We start from the raw sequence: 15,432 nt of genomic DNA, 5'->3' as shown, positions 1-15,432 counted from the left end.
AGGGGAAAACCCCCAACCAGGGTGGAGTAATCCCCCTAGGGGACCCGGGGCATTTCGGAAACAGCCGACAAATCTGGCCTACGCGCCGGTAACATAGCCCCACCGCATCCGCCGGATCGAGGGGGGACGCGCCATGCAGCCCGCTCTGGACCAGTTCCTCACCGACCGAATCGACGAGATCACCGCCGAGGTCGTCGGCGAGATCACCACGTGCGTCCCCGCCTACACGCACCTGCGGCCGGGCGAGATCCTCTCCCTCGTCAGGGACGCCCTCGCCGTCTACACCGGGGCGCTGGAGGCGAGCGCCGTGCTCGCCGCGTTCCGCGACCTCGGCGTCGGCGAGGCCCTCGCCGGGCAGGACGTCCGCCACTTCGAGTCGGCGCTGCGCACCGGCGCCCGCGTGCTCGTCCGCCGGACGGCCGACGCCGCGGCCCGCCTCTACCCGCCCACGAGCGAGTTCATCGCGGTCATGGAGACCGCCTTCACCGCCGAGCACGCCATCGTCGGCGCCGCGGTCGACGCCCACCACCGCGCCGCGCGCCCCGAGGTGACCCGCCGCCTCTACAGCCTCCTCAGCAAGAACTGACCGCCCCGCCGAGGGCGGCGGTGAGGTCGTCCAGGTGTCGCGAGACCGGGCCCAGCGTGATCAGGCCGCTGCCCGCACCGGCCAGTTCGCCGGCCGCCGGGGCCAGCGCGTTGTGCGCGCGCCGCATCATCGGGCGGTCGTTCACGGCGATCGCGGCCTGCGCGGTCAGGCACCACAGGGCCTCGAACAGCAGGTCGCGCGGCGGTTCGGGGACGTTCCGGAGCGCCGCGGCGGCCTCGCCCGGCCGGTCGCGCGCCACCAGCACCAGCGGGTCCGCCCAGGGCCGGTAGGGCCCCCAGTCGTCAGGCTCGACCTGGGCGGGGCACCGGTGCTGGACGCGCAGGCAGAGAAGCGCGAGCGGCAGCAGGCCGTTCTCGACCCCGGGCATGCCGGAGCCCTGCGTGCCCGCGGCGGCGTTCCGGTAGGCGGCCTCCACCTCGGCCATCGGGGCGTCGGCCGCGGCGAGCCGCAGCGCTCGGTACCAGGTCGTGAACACGGCGACCAGCGGACGCTCGTCCCGCTCGGCCAGCCGGTCCGCGGCGGCCGCGTGCTCGTCGGCCCCGGCGAAGTCCGCGAGCGCGCTCCGGGCCTGGAGCCGGACGAGATGCCCGAGGACCTCGTAGGCCGCCAGATCGTTCCGCGCCGACAGCTCCACCAGCTCGGCGCCGATCCGGTCCCTTCGCGACGCCAGACCCGCGCGGTCGAAGGACTGCATGAACACGCCGTTCAGCACGAAGGCCAGGAGGGCCGGATCGTCCAGGCTTCGGGCGATCTGTTCCGCTTCCTTGGCGGCCTCGCGGCCCCGGACGCCGCGCGAACCCCGTGACTCCAGGGCGATCGTGGCCAGCAGCCGCGTCCGCGCGGCCTGGTGCCCGCGCGGCAGCCCGGCCAGGGCCCGCTCGGCCGCCGCGACGACCTGGGCGGCCTGGTGCGGGTCGTCGGACCGGGTCCAGATCGCCGGGACGTCGAACGCGCCGATCACCCGGGCGGTCAGCTCGGCGTCGCCCAGCTCCTCGGCGGCCGTGACCGCCGCCATGCGCTGCTCGCGGGCCGCCGTCAGGCCCCCGCCGCCGGTCAGCGCGAGGTTCCGCAGGATGCCGACCGTCGATTCCAGGCGGGCCCGCGCGCCGGACGCCACGGTGCGGTCGTACGCCTCGGCCGCCTGCGCCCACACTCGCGACGCCGCGTCCTGCCCCTTTTCCAGGTGCTCCGCTTGGCGGAGGATGTCCTTCTCTAGACGGCGCAAGGCCGGGCTGGGGTCCAGCCCCAGTTGCTCCACCAGCAGGCCGCGTGCGCGCTGGAGCACCGCCAGCGCGTCGCCCTGGCGGCCGGTGCGGTAGAGGGCGAGCGCCAGCAGACGCCAGGCGTCCTCGCGCCAGGGATGCTCGGCGACATGCGCTTCCAGATCCGGTATCGCCTCGGCGGCCATGCCGAGCGCCAGCCGCGCCTCGGCCTTCCGCTCGACGGCGCGCAGCCGCAGCTCGGCCAGCCGGGAACGTTCGCCGTCGGCCCACGGCTCGCCGGCGAACTCGGCGTAGGCGGGGCCGCGCCACCAGCCCAGCGCCTCGTCCAGCGTTCCGACCAGTTCGGCGGGTGGACGCGTCGCCGCGACGGCCTGTTCGAAACGCCAGGCGTCCACTCCGTCCGGCCCGGTGCGAAGCGCATACCCCGGCCCTTCGGTGACCAGCACCCGGGGCGGCGTTCTCGGCGGACGGTCGGGCTCCAGGACGCGCCGCAGCGCCGCCACGAAGGTGCGGACGGCCCCGACCGCGTCCGAAGGCGGATCGGCCCACAGATCGTCCACCAGCCTCGACACCGGGACCACGCGCCCGCGCGCGACGATCAGGCGGGCCAGGACGGCGCGGTGCCGCGGGCCCTTCAGGGCGATCGCGTTCCCGGACCCGTCCCAGGCGGTCACCGGCCCCAGCACCCCGAACAGGACCTCCACGGCACCACGGTATAGCGCTCATCGGATGCTCATTCGCGCCCGGCAACCTGAAGCTATGCCGACCATCACCGACTTCGACTACCGCCGGGTGCCCGTCGCCGAGGGCGTGTCGCTCAACGTGGCCACCGGGGGTTCGGGCTCCCCGATCGTCCTCCTGCACGGCTTCCCGCAGACCCACCTGATGTGGCGGCACGTCGCCGCCGACCTTGCCGCCGATCACACGGTCATCGTCCCTGACCTGCGCGGATATGGGGACAGCGACAAACCGTCCGGCGGCTACTCCAAGCGTGTCATGGCGGCCGACATCGTCGCCGCCGCCCGCGCCCTCGGCCACGACCGGTTCGCCCTCGCCGGCCACGACCGCGGCGCGCTCGTCGCCTTCCGCGCCGGGCTCGACCACCCCGCCACGATCACCCACCTGGCCTGCCTGGACGTTCTGCCGACCCTGGACATGTGGGACGTCATGCGCGGCATCACCGCCGCCGTCGGCTTCCACCTGTATCTGATGGCCCAGCCGCCCGGCCTGCCCGAGCAGTTGATCGCCGGGGCGCCGGACGCGTTCTTCGGGCACTTCCTGGACCTGTGGGCGAACGACCCGTCCGCGATCCCGCCGGGCATCCGCACCGCCTACCTGGACGCCTGCCGCGCCGCGATCCCGTCGATCGTCGCCGACTACCGCGCATCCGCCGGTGCCGACGTCGAGCACGACACGATCGACCGCGAGGCCGGGAACCGGCTGCGGATGCCCGTGACCGTCCTGCAGCAGGACTGGGGCGCCGCCCTGGGCTTCGACGCGGCCGCGCTGTGGCGCGCCTGGGCGTCCGACCTCGAACACGAGACCGTCACCTGCGGCCACTTCATGGCGGAAGAGGCGCCGGGGGAGGTGGCGAAGTCCCTCAGAGCCCTCCTGGCCCGTTAGATCGGCGGCCCGCCCCGGATCACCAGGGCGGGCCGCCCTGCGTCGCGGCCCACACCCACACGTAGATGATGAATCCGGTCGTCGCCAGCCCCAGCAGCATCTCCCAGTTGAGCGGCGGCGCCCTTCGTCCACCCCTGCCGGCCATGCCGTCCCCCGTTCGCCCGACAACAGCGTCGATTCGACATGTAGCCGGACGCTCTCCCCCTAATCCCTCCGGGGGGCAAACAAGGTCACCCGAGGTAGTTCTCGAAGCCCTTCACCAGGGATTCGGCCATGCGCTGCCGGAACGCGCCGCTCGCCATCTTGGCCGCGTCACCCGGGTTCTGCATGTTGCCGCACTCGATGAACGCGACCGGCACCGTGGACATGTTCAGCCCGCCCAGGTCACTGCGCGTGTCCAGGCCGTCCTTCCCCACGTAGGTGGAGGATGGGATGCCCGTCCCGGACCGGTACGCGTCACGGATCGCGACGCCCAGCCGGCCGGACGCCGCGACGATCCCGGCGTTCTTGCCCACCGGCTTCGGGACGATCACATGGAAGCCATGCCCGGACGGCGCCGCACCGTCGCCGTGAATCGACAGCGCCGCGTCGGCGTGCAGCCGGTTCCCGATCGCCGCCCGCTCTGTGACGCACGGCCCCACCCCTGTGTCGTTCTTCCGCGTAAGCGTGACCTTGGCGCCCGCGGCCCGCAGCAGCTTCGCCAGCCGGTTGGACACATCCCAGGTGAAGGCGTGCTCGCTGTAACCGTCCGGGGTGCTCGTACCGGTCGTGTTGCACGCCTTGTGGCCGTTCCCGATGAAGACCTGCTTGTTGATCTCGTCCGGATGGGACGCGTTACCGCCGTTGTGACCGGGATCGACCACGATCACCTTCCCGCTCAGCGGCGCCCCCGGAGAACTCGCGCCCTGCGTGACCGGCGGCGGATTACGGCTGGTGGCCGGCGAACCGCCATCGGACGAACCGTCACAGGCGGCCAGCAAGCCCAGGCAGCAGACCACCCCGGCGGCCACCAGACCCGGAAACACCCCCACAGGCCCGCCTCCCCCAGACGACGCCCTCACCCCTAACAGTCTGCACACCCACCCACACCGTTAAACGAGGCCGTCAGGCGCGGAGGTGGGGGAGGTGGCGGTCGAGGCGGCGAGGGAGCCACCAGTTGGCCTCTCCCATCAGGACCATCAGCGCGGGGACGAGGACGAGGCGCACGATCGTCGCGTCGAGGATGACGCTGATCGCCAGGCCCAGGGCGAGCATCTTGACGACGACCGTGGGCGTCGCGGTGAAGGCCAGGAACACCACGGTCATGATCAGGGCGGCGCTGGAGATGACCCGGCCGGTGATGGAGAGCCCCGTGCCGACGGCCTTGGTGTTGTCGTGGGACGACTTCCAGGCCGCCGAGATGCGGGAGAGCAGGAAGATCTCGTAGTCCATGGACAGGCCGAAGACGATCGCGAACATCATCATCGGCACATAGGACTCGATCGGGACGGGTTCGGGCAGGCCCAGCAGCTCGTCCCCCCAGCCCCACTGGAAGACCGCGACGAGCGCGCCGTAGGACGCGCCGGTCGTGAGCAGGTTGAGGGCGACGGCCTTGAGCGGGATCAGCAGGCTCCGGAACACGACCATCAGCAGCAGGAACGCGGCCACGAGCACGATCCCGATGATGATCGGCAGCCGTTCCTTGACGGTGTCGCGGAAGTCGAGCTGGCCCGCGGTGGTGCCGGTGACGTACCCCTTGGCCCCGGTGCCGGCGAGGGCGTCCGGAAGCGTGTGCCCGGTCAGCGTGGAGAACAGGTCGCTGGTGGCCGCGGTCTGCGGGCCGGTCGTGGGGGTGACCGTCGTGATCAGGACGTTCTTGTCCGAAGTGGCCGCGACCGGGGTGAAACTGGCGATCCCCTGGGTGCCCTGGAGGGCGTGGTCGACGTCGTCGGTGATCCGGCCGGTGGACGTGGTGGCGTGGCGGGCGTCGATCACGACGGTGAAGGTCCCGTTCGCGCCCGGCCCGAACCCCTGCCCGCTCCCGTCGGCGATCCAGTCGTAGGCCGTGCGGGTCTTGCTGCCTTTGGGGTCGGCGCCGTCGGCGACGTGGCCGAGCCGCATCGAGAACAGCGGCACGGCGATCAGCACGAGCAGCCCGGCGCCCACGACGAGGAACGGCCACGGCCGGCGCGAGATCAGCATGGCGTACCGGTGCCAGCTGTCGTGCCCGCCGGAGGTCTCGGCGACGGGACGGCGCACGCGGAGCCGGTCGATGTGGCGTCCGGTGAGCGCCAGTACCGCGGGTACCAGCGTCAGCGCCGCGCTGGCCGCCACGGCGACCGCGACGGAGCCGGCGAACCCGAGCTTCCCGATGAAGGTCAGCCCGCAGGCGTACAGGCTGAGCAGTGCCACGGCAACGGTGATCGCCGCGACCAGGACGGCGTGCCCCGCTGATCCCGTGGCTCTCGTGGCCGCCTCCCAGGGCCGGCCGCTGTCGATCAGGTCCTGCCGGAAGCGCGTGGTCAGGAACACCGCGTAGTCGATCCCGACGCCCAGCCCGATCATGATCGCCAGCGTCGGCGCCGAGGTCCCGAACGTCACGAGGCCCGCGATCATGCCGACCACGCCGATGCCCACGCCGACGCCGACCAGCGCGCAGCCCACCGGCACCAGCGCCGCCGCGACGCTGCCGAAGGCGATGAGCAGGATCAGCACGGCCGCGCCGATGCCGATGGATTCGCTGAGGGTCTCGTCGGGAGGCGTCCGGACGACCTGGTCCAGGTCCCCGCCGTAGGCGACCTGGACGCCGTCGGCGCGGGCGGGTTCGGTGGCCTCGTCGAGCCGGCCGGTGTAGCCGTGACCGAGCGTCTTCAGCTGCACGTCGAAGATCACGGTGATCACGGCGGTGCGCCCGTCCGCGCTGGTCACGGGATTCGACGCGCTCACGACGTGCGGCAGGGTCTTCAGGTCGGCGATGGTCGCGCCGACCGCCTGCTCATGGTCGGAGACGGCGCCGGACCCGACATGCAGGACGACCTTCCCGTTCGGCTGCCCGGCCATCGGATCCGCGCTCTGGAGCAGCCCGGCCCCGGTGTTCGACTGCGTCCCGGGCAGGCTGATCTGATCGCTGAAGGTGGCGTCCACGGCCTTCCGCCCGCCCAGCGCCGCCACCAGCAGGACGAGCCAGACCGCGATCACCCACTTCGGATGGCGCGCGCAGAACGCCCCGGCGCGGGCCAGTCCCGTTGCCGAACCGACCGGCGCAGCGGAATGCACGAGACCCCCAGGAAGCGAACACGGCTACTTGCAGTAAAGCCCCAGGGCTCGCCGTCCCGTCCCGCCCAGAGGTCTTATTGGAAGATCGCTGCACGTCCCATGACCTGCGTGAACCCTGGAGCTTCGGCCGGGGTGTCAGCGTCCGGTCGCGGTCCGGACGCGCGGTGCGCCGAGGAGGGTCGCGAGGCGGGGAGCGGTGTCGGCGCCGTCCGCCGCGAGGACGGTCCCGGCGGGATCGGTGACGACGGCGTACGGCGGCCACGGGATGTCGTTGGCGTCGTAGACGTCCGGGTCGATGACGAGCGGCAGCCCGATGCCGTGGGCGGCGAGATGGGCGCGGACCTCGCCGGGGGGCCCCGCGCTCACGAGGACGACGCGCATCCGCTCCGCGGCCTCGGTGAACGCCGGGAGCATGGTGGTGCAGAGACCGCACGCGGGCGAGACGAGCGCGAACAGCGTCGGCCCCTCGGCCGCGGTCATCGTCTCCGGGCCGTCCGCCAGCGCGAAGCGCGTGCCCGGACGCGGACCCGGCGGACCGGAGGTCTCGGCGGGGGTCGGCCGCGCGGGCCGGAACATCCGCGGCATCGCCACGACCAGGGCGAGGGCGAGCACCGACAGGGGAGGCTGGACGGCGGAGAAGCCGGCCGGTCCGGCGACCGCGGCCGCCACCGCCAGGAGCAGCAGCAGCCCGGTCCGCGCGACCTCGGCCGCGCCGACCGCCGCCGGCCGGCGCGCCGAGCCGAAACACCCGCATTCGACGCGCATCCCGCGCCGAAGCACGGAGGCCATGGCGGCCAGGAACGCGGCGAACAGCGCCGCGGCCAGGAGGGCGCCCCAGCGGCGGGTGACGGGCACCGCGAGCAGCAGGACCGCGCCCGTCTCGGCGGCGAGGACCAGGACCGCGGCCGGGACCGCGAGACGGTCCGGCAGGATCCGGTAGCCGGCGACGACCGTCCCGAAACCGCGGACGTCGCGGACCTTGCCCGCCACCGCGGCCGCCAGGACGACGATCAGCACCGGCCAGGCCGCCGCGAGCACGGTCACGGCACCTCCTGCCCGACGCCCGCCTGCCCGATTCCCGCCTGCCCGGCGCCGTCCGCGGGGACCAGGTCGCCGGCGTCCGCTGCGCGCTGGTACGCCGACGCCTGCAGCAGGTACAGATCGGCGTACAGGCCGCCGCGCTCCAGCAGTTCAGCGTGCGTGCCGTGCTCGGCGACGCGGCCGTGGTCGAGGACGTAGATGCGGTCCGCGAAGCGGACGCTGGCGAGGCGATGGGTGATGAGGACCACGGTGCGCCCGTCGGCGTGCCGCCGGATCCGCTCGAACAGCGCGTGCTCGGCGCGGGCGTCCAGCGCCGACGTCGGCTCGTCGAAGATCACCAGGTCGGCGTCCCGGTAGAAGCCGCGGGCGGCGGCGATCCGCTGCCACTGCCCGCCCGACAGGTCGTGACCGCCCCGGAAGCGGCGGTCGAGGAGCGCGTCGTAGCCGTCGGACAGCCCGGCGACCACGCTGTCGGCACCGGCGGCCGCGACCGCGGCCTCGAGCCGGTCCGCCTCGGCGGGACGGCCCATCACGATGTTCTCCCGGACGGTCAGCGGCCACCGGGTGTGGTCCTGGGCGATCACCGAGATCCGCTGCCGAAGCGCCTCGCCGTCGATGCCCGCGAGGTCGGTCCCGTCCCAGTGGATCGTCCCCGCGGCCGGGTTGTACAGGCCCGCGAGCAGCTTGGCCAGCGTCGTCTTGCCCGACCCGTTCTCGCCGACCAGTGCGATGACCTCGCCCCGGGCGACGGTGACGCTCACCTCCGACAGCGCGGGCGCGTCCGCCTCCGGGTAGGTGAACGAGACGCGGTCGGCGGTGAGCCGGTGGAACCCGGCGGGCGGCGCGGCCCCGGCGGGCGGCGGGACGCGGTGCCCGGCCAGCTCGCAGAACTCCAGGTAATCGCCGAAGTAGAGGCCGGCCTCGTACAGCCGGTTGACGCTCTGGACGAGCGCGGTGAGCGACGTCTGCCCCGCCCTGATCGCCAGGACGGCCGCCCCCGCGACCGCCAGCGGGATCACCCCGGCCGACAGCAGGCCGCCGAGCGCGCAGTACGCGGCGACGTTCGCGACGCCGGTGAGCAGGTCCCCCGCCGCCTTGGTGCGGGTCTGGTCGCGGGCGACGTCCAGCTGGACCCGCTGTTCCAGGTCGGCAACCCGGCCGTACTCGCCGAGCAGGAACCCGCGCAGCGTGAACGCCCGCACCTCGGCGGCGGGCAGCCGGCGAACAGCGAGGCGAGCACTTCGGACGTGGCGAGCAGCCCGAACGCGGTGAACACCCCGGCCAGTACGTTGCCGCCGAGTGCGACCGCGGTGTCCCGGCGGTTCGCCCGCCAGGCGAGCCGCAGCGCTGCGCCCACGAGCGCGGGCAACTGCCGGAGCATCGTGCCGAGACCGGCGGAGATCAGGTCCGCGGCGTGGGTCTCCCAGTAGCGGGTCTCCAGGCCGGTCCGGTCGTCGGCGGGCGGGTCCGGCGGGCGGCGCCGCCCGCGCGGCGGCCTCAGCCGCATCCGGACGATCCCCGCCCGGGCGGCCCCGGCCGGGACCATCCGCACTTCATGATCACCGAGCCAAGGTAGGTCATCCGGAATCGGATGTAAATGCCTGAAGGGGGTGACAGATGAGTGGCTGGACAGTGTGCCCGCGGTCTGCTCATAATGCGTCCAGCATGATCATCCGGCGCTCGCCGAGACGGCTCCGCCGGACGGTCGATCGCGGGGAACAACGCCCACCCGGCGCCGTTTCCCGGCTCATGTCCCCCGCCGGCCGCCAACAGCGGCCCAAAGGAAGGAGCCCCACCATGTCCGTGCTCGCGATCGAGCCCCGTGACGCCGGCGTCCTCGATGTCGAAGACCTCGACGTCGAATTCGAGATGGAGCTGATGGAACTGCTCCACGGCCCCCAGGCCTGCGTGGACACCTGCAAGCGGACGGTGTGCTCGGTCTTCCCCTGCTGCCCCTCGATCGTCTGACCCGCCCTTGACGCGGCGCCGGCCCTGCGCCTCGCGGGCGTCGCCGCGCACCGCGCCGAAAAGGCCACCGGCCTGGCCGGTGGCCTTTCTCGGTCATTGTGCAGCGCGCTGAGACCAGGGGAGAACGAATGGCGATATCCCGTCCCGATACTTCGGGCACTCCGGTTCTCGATGTGCTGGAGCGGCTCACGGAAATATCCCATGAGAATGGTAGGGAAATCGTCGCGGACGACACCTGGGTCAGCGTCCACGACCCGCGTTTCGAGACCCCGGCCCAGCGTTGGAAGCTGCACGTCTCGGCACGTCCGGGCACCCTGGCCGCGACCCTCGACCGCGTGCTCCCCGTGCTGTTCGGCACTTCCTGCGACTTCAAGGCGGCGCGCTCCACGGACGTCCTCGGCGACCTGAACTCGGGCGACGGCGACGCGGGCGCGGTCGGGAAGGCCGTCACCGTCTACCCGGCGCAGGACGAGGTCGCCGCCCTCGGGCACGCCCTGGCCGAAGCGCTCGCCGGGCTGGCCGGGCCGCGCATCGTCAGCGACCGGCGGGTCCGCCGCGACGCGCCGGTCTACTACCGGTACGCCCCGTTCCTGCCGCAGTACAAGGTGGATGAGAACGGCGATTTCGCCTTGGTCGTCGTCGGCCCGGACGGTGAGACCCTGCCCGGCGCGGCGGGCGTCGAGTACACCTGCCCGCCCTGGGCGTCCGACCCGTTCCGCCGCCCGTCTCCCGGCGCCGCCGGTGGGCCCACTGGCGGGGCGGCCCAAGGCGGCCGGCTGATCGGCGGGCGCTACCGGGTCACGACCGGGGTGATGCGCGGACCGCGTGGCAACGTCTACCGGGCCGAGGCCCCCGACGGGCGGCCGGTCGTGGTGAAGGAGGCCCGTGCCTACGTCGGCGAGCGCGCCGACGGCTTCGACCTGCGCATGTACCTCCGCAACGAGTTGCGCGTCCTGCGCGCGCTGACCGGGGTCCAGGGCGTGCCGGAGCCGCTCGACCACTTCCGGCACGGCGAGGACGAGTACCTGGCCATGACCGACGCGGGGTCCACCGACCTCAACCGCCATGTCGCCGAGACCGGCGCGTTCACCGGCGACGGTGCGGCACCCGGACGCGACCTGGCCGTTCTGGCGTCCGGGATCCTGGAGGTCCTGGACGCGGTGCACGCGCGCGGCGTGGTCGTCCGCGACCTGTCCCCCAAGAACATCGTGCTCGGCGAGGACGGCCGCTGCACGCTCATCGACTTCGGCACCAGCAGGTACGAGGACCTGCAGATGCCAGGCTGGAGCCGCGGCTTCAGCGTCCCGGACCAGCGGACCGGGCGCCCGTCCACCCCGGCCGACGACTACTTCTCCCTCGGCGCGACGCTCTTCTACGCCGCCACCGGGCTGAATCCCGTCATCGTCGACCCCGATCCGGTGCGCGGCGTGGAGCGGACGCTCCAGTGCCTCTCCCGGATCTTCCCCGGCGGGGGGACGGGCACGATCGCGCTACTGCCCGGCCTGTTCAGCCTGGACCCGGCGGAGCGGACGTCCGCCGCCGCCGAGATCAGGACCGGCCGGGCCGCACCTCCACCGGCCTGCGCCGCGCCCCCGGTGCGCCTGACCGGTGACCTGCTGTCGGCGGCGCTCACCCACACGACCCGCGAGGTCGTCCGGTACGCGGAACGCCTGATGGAGGGCCCGGCCGATGCCCGGCGGTCCGCGCCACCGGTCACCAACGTCTACAGCGGCTCCGCGGGCTTGGGCATGGAGTTGCTCCAGCACCCGGAGGCCCACGCGATGGGCACCGACCTCGCGCGCTGGACGGCGGCGTGCCTGCCGCCCGCGAACCTCCCGCCGTCGCTGTACTTCGGCCTCACCGGAACCGCCGTCTTCCTGGCCGCTGCCGGCGCCGACTCGGCCCTTGAGCCCGTCCTGCTCACCGGGGACGAGCGCGCCGACCAGGCGCACGGCCTCGCGGGCATCGGCACCGGACACCTGATCCTCGCGTCCCTCGATCCTGAGGGGGACCACCTGGCGACGGCCACGAGGTGCGCGCGCCGCCTGCTCGCCGGTGACGTCACCGAGCCGGAGGCCCTGCCCGAGAAGCTCCTGGCCCTCGAACCGTCCGGTACCGGGCTCGATGTCGACACCGCCTACGCGCACGGGGACGCCGGCGTCGCCGACTTCCTCCTCGCCCACCACCTGACCACGGGCGACGCCGAAACGGGCGAGGCCGCGCGGGAGCGTTTCGCCGCGGTGGCCAAGGCGGCCGAGAGCTTGGTCAGCGAACTGGCCTCCCCGTCGGGCCGGCCGATGGGCGCGTCCTGGTGCCAGGGCATGTCGGGCGTGGCGACCGCTCTGCTGCACGCGGGCCTGGCTTACGACGACGCCTGTCTCGACCTGGCCGCCCGGACCGCCCACGCCTGCACGCTCGTAGCACCCCGCGCCTGGGTCACCTCCCAGTGCTGCGGCCTCGCCGGCATAGGCGAGGCCCTGATCGACGTGGCCCAGGCGACGGGCGACGACGCCTACTGGCGCCAGGCGGAGGAAACGGCCGAGCTGATGCTGATCCGCGCCGGCGGTCCCCACGACCGCCCGATCTTCCCGGGCAACGACCTGGACGGCCAAGCCTTCAGCTGGGGGACGGGGACCGCGGGCGTCCTGTCATTCCTGCGCCGCCTGAACGACCGCACCGCCCCCCGGCTGTGGACACCCTCCCTGTTCAGCGGCGGGCTGCGTCGAGGATGACGGCGTCGGGCTCGGACGCGAACGTCAAGCCTTGCCGGTGGCGGGGCTGCGCTGGAGCTGCCTCCGCGACGTGATGCCGAGCTTGCCGAAGGTCTTGCGCAGGTGCCACTCGACGGTGCGCGGGCTGATGAAGAGCCGGGCCCCGATCTCGGGGTTGGTCAGGCCCTCGCGGACGAGCCGGACGATCTGCGCCTCCTGAGGGGTGAGCTCGCTGCCGGCCTCGTCGGCGCGTTTGCGGATGTGCTCGCCGGTGGCCAGCAGCTCCTGCTCGGCCCGCCGGGCGAAGGCGTTCATGCCCATGGCGGTGAACGACCCGTGGGCGATGCGCAGCTGCTCGCGGGCGGCCCGCTGGCGGCGCGCGCGGCGCAGCCATTCGCCGTAGAGGAGATGGGCCCGGGCCAGTTCACCGCCGACACCGGCGCGGCCGAGGAGCTCGATCGCGTCACGGTGGTGGCCCTCCGCAGCCGTGCCGGTGCTCATGAGGGCCTGCGAGCGCGCCTGGATGCCGAGCGCCCAGTCCGTGCCGGCCGGGAGCGTCGCCTCGGTGAGCCGCTGGAGGGCGACGGCGGCGCGCTCGGGTGTGCCGCTCCGGGCCGCCGCCTCGATGTACTCCGCCAGCGCCCAGGGCGCGTTCCCCACCTCCACCGGACGATCGTCACCGGCCTCGGGGATGGTGGCCAGTGCCTCCTCGTAGCGGCCGAGGGCGTTGCACAGCAGGGCGGTGGCGAACGCGCTGATGCCCAGCCCGTTCCCCTCGCCCCGGCGGGTCGCCTCCGCGGCGACGCTCCGCCGCAGCGCGGCGCCTTCGTCCTCGCGGCCCCGCCAGGCGGTCAGCAGCAGGGCGGCGTACGGCGGCACGGGGGTCCCGATCGCCTCGGAGATCGTCGTGATCTCTTCGACCAGCGTCTCGGCGGCGTCCAGATCGCCGGCGAACACGTCCACGGAGACCTGCTGGGTCAGCGCGAGCGGGAGCGCGCTGACCTGCCCGGACTCCCTGGCGAGCCGGACGTGCCGGGCGGCGGTCACCCGCCAGGCCTCGTGATCCCACAGCGCCGCGGCCGTCACCCCGGCCAGCCAGAGCCAGCGCAGCCCGTCCTCCTCGGACAGGTCCGGGCCGCGGAAGACGCGCACCGCGGACTTCAGCGCCGGCACGCCGGCGGCGTAGCCCTCGGTGATCCGCAGCGCCAGGCCGTCGAGCAGCAGGTCGGCCGGGCGCGGCTCGTCCGGGGGCGGCGCGGACCGCGCGGCCTCGGCCGCCTCGACCTCCCCGGCGTCGCCCATCACACCGGCGAAGAGCGCCGCGCTGATCGCCTCCAGATACGTTTCGCGCGCCAGCGCCGGATCCCGCGGCGCGAGCCGCCGGGCCGCGTCAAGTAGGAGACGCGGGGCCTCGCGGCCGCGGCCCACGGTGAACGCGATCTGGGCGCGCAGCAGCTCGACCTGCGCGCGCCGGCTCTGGTCGAGGGGGCCCGCCTCCGCGATCGACAGCAGCCGCAGCGCGGTGTCGGGCGACCCGGCCTGGTGCGTCGCCCGCGCGGCGGCCAGCGCACGCTGCTGCCGCCGGACGTGGTCGGGGGTCAGCTCCGCCGAGCGCGCCAGGAACGCCGCCGCCGCGGCCACTCCGCCGCGCGAGCGCGCACGTCCGGCCGAGCGCTCCAGCTCCGCCGCGATGTCCTCGTCCGGGGTCCGCGCGCCCTGAGCCGCGTGCCAGGCGCGCCGGTCGGGATCGGTCTCCGGGTCGATGACCTCGGCGAGCACGCGATGCGTGGCGCACCGGTCGTCGGGCGACGCCGCCCAGTACACGGCGGCGCGCACCAGCGGATGGTGGAACCGCACCTGGTCGCCGATCTCGACGAGCCCGGCCGAGACGGCGGGCGCGTCCGCCCCCACGCCGATCCCCAGCCGGTCGGCGGCACGCCACATCAGGACCGGTTCACCGGCCGGCTCCGCCGCCGCGACCAGCAGCAGCCGGCGCGTCTCCGGCGGCAGCCCGGCCACCCTCCGGCGGTAGATCTCCTCGATCCGGCCGGCGAGCGTACGCCCGCCCGGCACGCGGAAGCCGCCGGCGATGTCCGCCGGCGTCGTCTCCTTCGGCAGTTCCAGCAGGGCCAGCGGGTTGCCGCGGGTCTCGGCGACGAACCGGTCGAGAACCCGCTCGTCCCACCGGCCCGGGAGGGCGGTGCGGACGAGTTCCCGCGCGTCCTCGTCCGGCAGGCCCCCGACCGGCATCTCCGGAAGCCCGGTCATCTCCGGCGTGTCCTCCGACACCCGGGTCGCGAAGACGATGGCCACCGACTCCGCGTCCAGCCTCCGGGCCGCGAACGCCAGCGCCTGCACCGACGCCTGGTCGAGCCACTGCACGTCGTCCACGAGGCAGACGAGCGGACGGTCCCGCGCCGTCTCGGCGAGCAGGCCCAGGATGGCCAGGCCGACGAGGAAGCGGTCGGGCGCCCGGCCGGAACTCAGCCCGAGCGCCGCGCGCAGCGCCTCCTGCTGGGGCGCGGGGAGGGCGGGAAGCCGGTCCGACAGCGGCGTGCAGAGCCGGTGCAGGCCGGCGAAGGCCAGTTCCGTCTCGGACTGCACCCCGGTGATCCGCATCGTCCGGAAGCCCCGCGCCCGCTCGGCCAGGTACTCCAGCAGGGCGGTCTTGCCCATGCCGGGCTCGCCCCGCACCACCAGCGCGCGGCTCTCACCGCCGCGGACGGCCTCCAGCAGGCCGTCCAGCGTCGCGCACTCGCCGTGTCGGCCTCGCAACAACTGCCACCACCGCCACCCGGTAGTCACCGACATACCCTGCGCGATGGGTGCATTCCCCCCGATCACGCCTGCATCGTCAGCCTACGAGACGGTGACGTGGTCCACCTCAACGAGATGGCCCGGGGCCCGGGCCAGACCCCGTGACCCGGCCAGTGACTCACCCTGGTTTCCTTCGCGCCTCCACCGGCGAGGGTGGTCGGTATCGGCCTCGAAGCCGAGATCGGAG

At 73.7% G+C, this 15,432-nt stretch carries 12 protein-coding genes; 4 read left to right on the top strand and 8 right to left on the bottom strand.

From position 1 onward, the window contains the following. The first annotated feature begins 133 nt into the window (after positions 1–133). Complete coding sequence (locus tag ACQPXG_RS45340; RefSeq protein WP_433465327.1) at positions 134–586, top strand: hypothetical protein; 453 nt, start codon at positions 134–136, stop codon at positions 584–586. Here the strand turns inward: ACQPXG_RS45340 and ACQPXG_RS45335 are convergent. Next, a complete protein-coding gene (locus ACQPXG_RS45335) occupies positions 573–2,534 on the bottom strand; it encodes a BTAD domain-containing putative transcriptional regulator (protein WP_433465326.1) in 1,962 nt (653 codons plus the stop codon). The two genes, ACQPXG_RS45340 and ACQPXG_RS45335, sit on opposite strands and share 14 nt — an antisense overlap. 55 nt (positions 2,535–2,589) lie before the next feature. Here ACQPXG_RS45335 and ACQPXG_RS45330 point away from each other — a divergent pair, with 55 nt between their 5' ends. Next, the gene (locus ACQPXG_RS45330) at positions 2,590–3,453 is read left to right on the top strand and encodes an alpha/beta fold hydrolase (protein ID WP_433465325.1); all 864 of its coding nucleotides are present in this window, start codon (positions 2,590–2,592) and stop codon (positions 3,451–3,453) included. Between the two features lie 19 nt (positions 3,454–3,472). Here the strand turns inward: ACQPXG_RS45330 and ACQPXG_RS45325 are convergent, their stop codons facing one another. The 6 genes from ACQPXG_RS45325 to ACQPXG_RS45300 form a co-directional block, all read right to left on the bottom strand. After that, positions 3,473–3,598: a hypothetical protein gene (locus tag ACQPXG_RS45325; RefSeq protein WP_433465324.1), complete on the bottom strand. Its 126-nt coding sequence runs from the start codon at positions 3,596–3,598 to the stop codon at positions 3,473–3,475. Positions 3,599–3,683: 85 nt separating this feature from the next. Continuing rightward, complete coding sequence (locus ACQPXG_RS45320) at positions 3,684–4,316, bottom strand: N-acetylmuramoyl-L-alanine amidase (protein ID WP_433465323.1); 633 nt, start codon at positions 4,314–4,316, stop codon at positions 3,684–3,686. A 241-nt stretch (positions 4,317–4,557) separates the two neighbouring features. Beyond that, positions 4,558–6,708 carry an MMPL family transporter gene (locus ACQPXG_RS45315; RefSeq protein ID WP_433465322.1) on the bottom strand — a complete coding sequence of 717 codons (2,151 nt, stop codon included), beginning with the start codon at positions 6,706–6,708 and terminating at the stop codon, positions 4,558–4,560. A gap of 135 nt (positions 6,709–6,843) precedes the next feature. Beyond that, positions 6,844–7,752, bottom strand: a complete 909-nt coding sequence (locus ACQPXG_RS45310) for a MauE/DoxX family redox-associated membrane protein (RefSeq protein WP_433465321.1) — start codon at positions 7,750–7,752, stop codon at positions 6,844–6,846. Continuing rightward, on the bottom strand, positions 7,749–8,510 hold the full coding sequence (locus ACQPXG_RS45305; RefSeq protein WP_433470169.1) for an ATP-binding cassette domain-containing protein: 762 nt from the start codon (positions 8,508–8,510) through the stop codon (positions 7,749–7,751). The genes ACQPXG_RS45310 and ACQPXG_RS45305 overlap by 4 nt, the downstream gene beginning before the upstream one ends. Positions 8,511–8,764: 254 nt before the next feature. Then, entirely contained in the window at positions 8,765–9,295 is a 531-nt protein-coding gene (locus ACQPXG_RS45300; RefSeq protein ID WP_433465320.1) for a hypothetical protein, read from the bottom strand. A 251-nt stretch (positions 9,296–9,546) separates the two neighbouring features. Here ACQPXG_RS45300 and ACQPXG_RS45295 point away from each other — a divergent pair, with 251 nt between their 5' ends. Next, positions 9,547–9,717 carry an SflA family class IV lanthipeptide gene (locus tag ACQPXG_RS45295; RefSeq protein WP_433465319.1) on the top strand — a complete coding sequence of 57 codons (171 nt, stop codon included), beginning with the start codon at positions 9,547–9,549 and terminating at the stop codon, positions 9,715–9,717. A gap of 128 nt (positions 9,718–9,845) precedes the next feature. Further along, a complete protein-coding gene (lanL, locus tag ACQPXG_RS45290; protein ID WP_433465318.1) occupies positions 9,846–12,449 on the top strand; it encodes a class IV lanthionine synthetase LanL in 2,604 nt (867 codons plus the stop codon). A gap of 24 nt (positions 12,450–12,473) precedes the next feature. Here lanL and ACQPXG_RS45285 read toward each other — a convergent pair whose 3' ends face one another. Beyond that, positions 12,474–15,203, bottom strand: a complete 2,730-nt coding sequence (locus tag ACQPXG_RS45285) for a helix-turn-helix transcriptional regulator (protein WP_433465317.1) — start codon at positions 15,201–15,203, stop codon at positions 12,474–12,476. Positions 15,204–15,432 lie beyond the last annotated feature (229 nt).

Origin of the sequence: Spirillospora sp. CA-128828 (genome assembly GCF_050945415.1) — a bacterium.
GTDB lineage: Bacteria > Actinomycetota > Actinomycetes > Streptosporangiales > Streptosporangiaceae > Spirillospora.
Note: the sequence above shows the minus strand (reverse complement) of the source record. Positions and strands in the feature narration are given on the sequence as shown.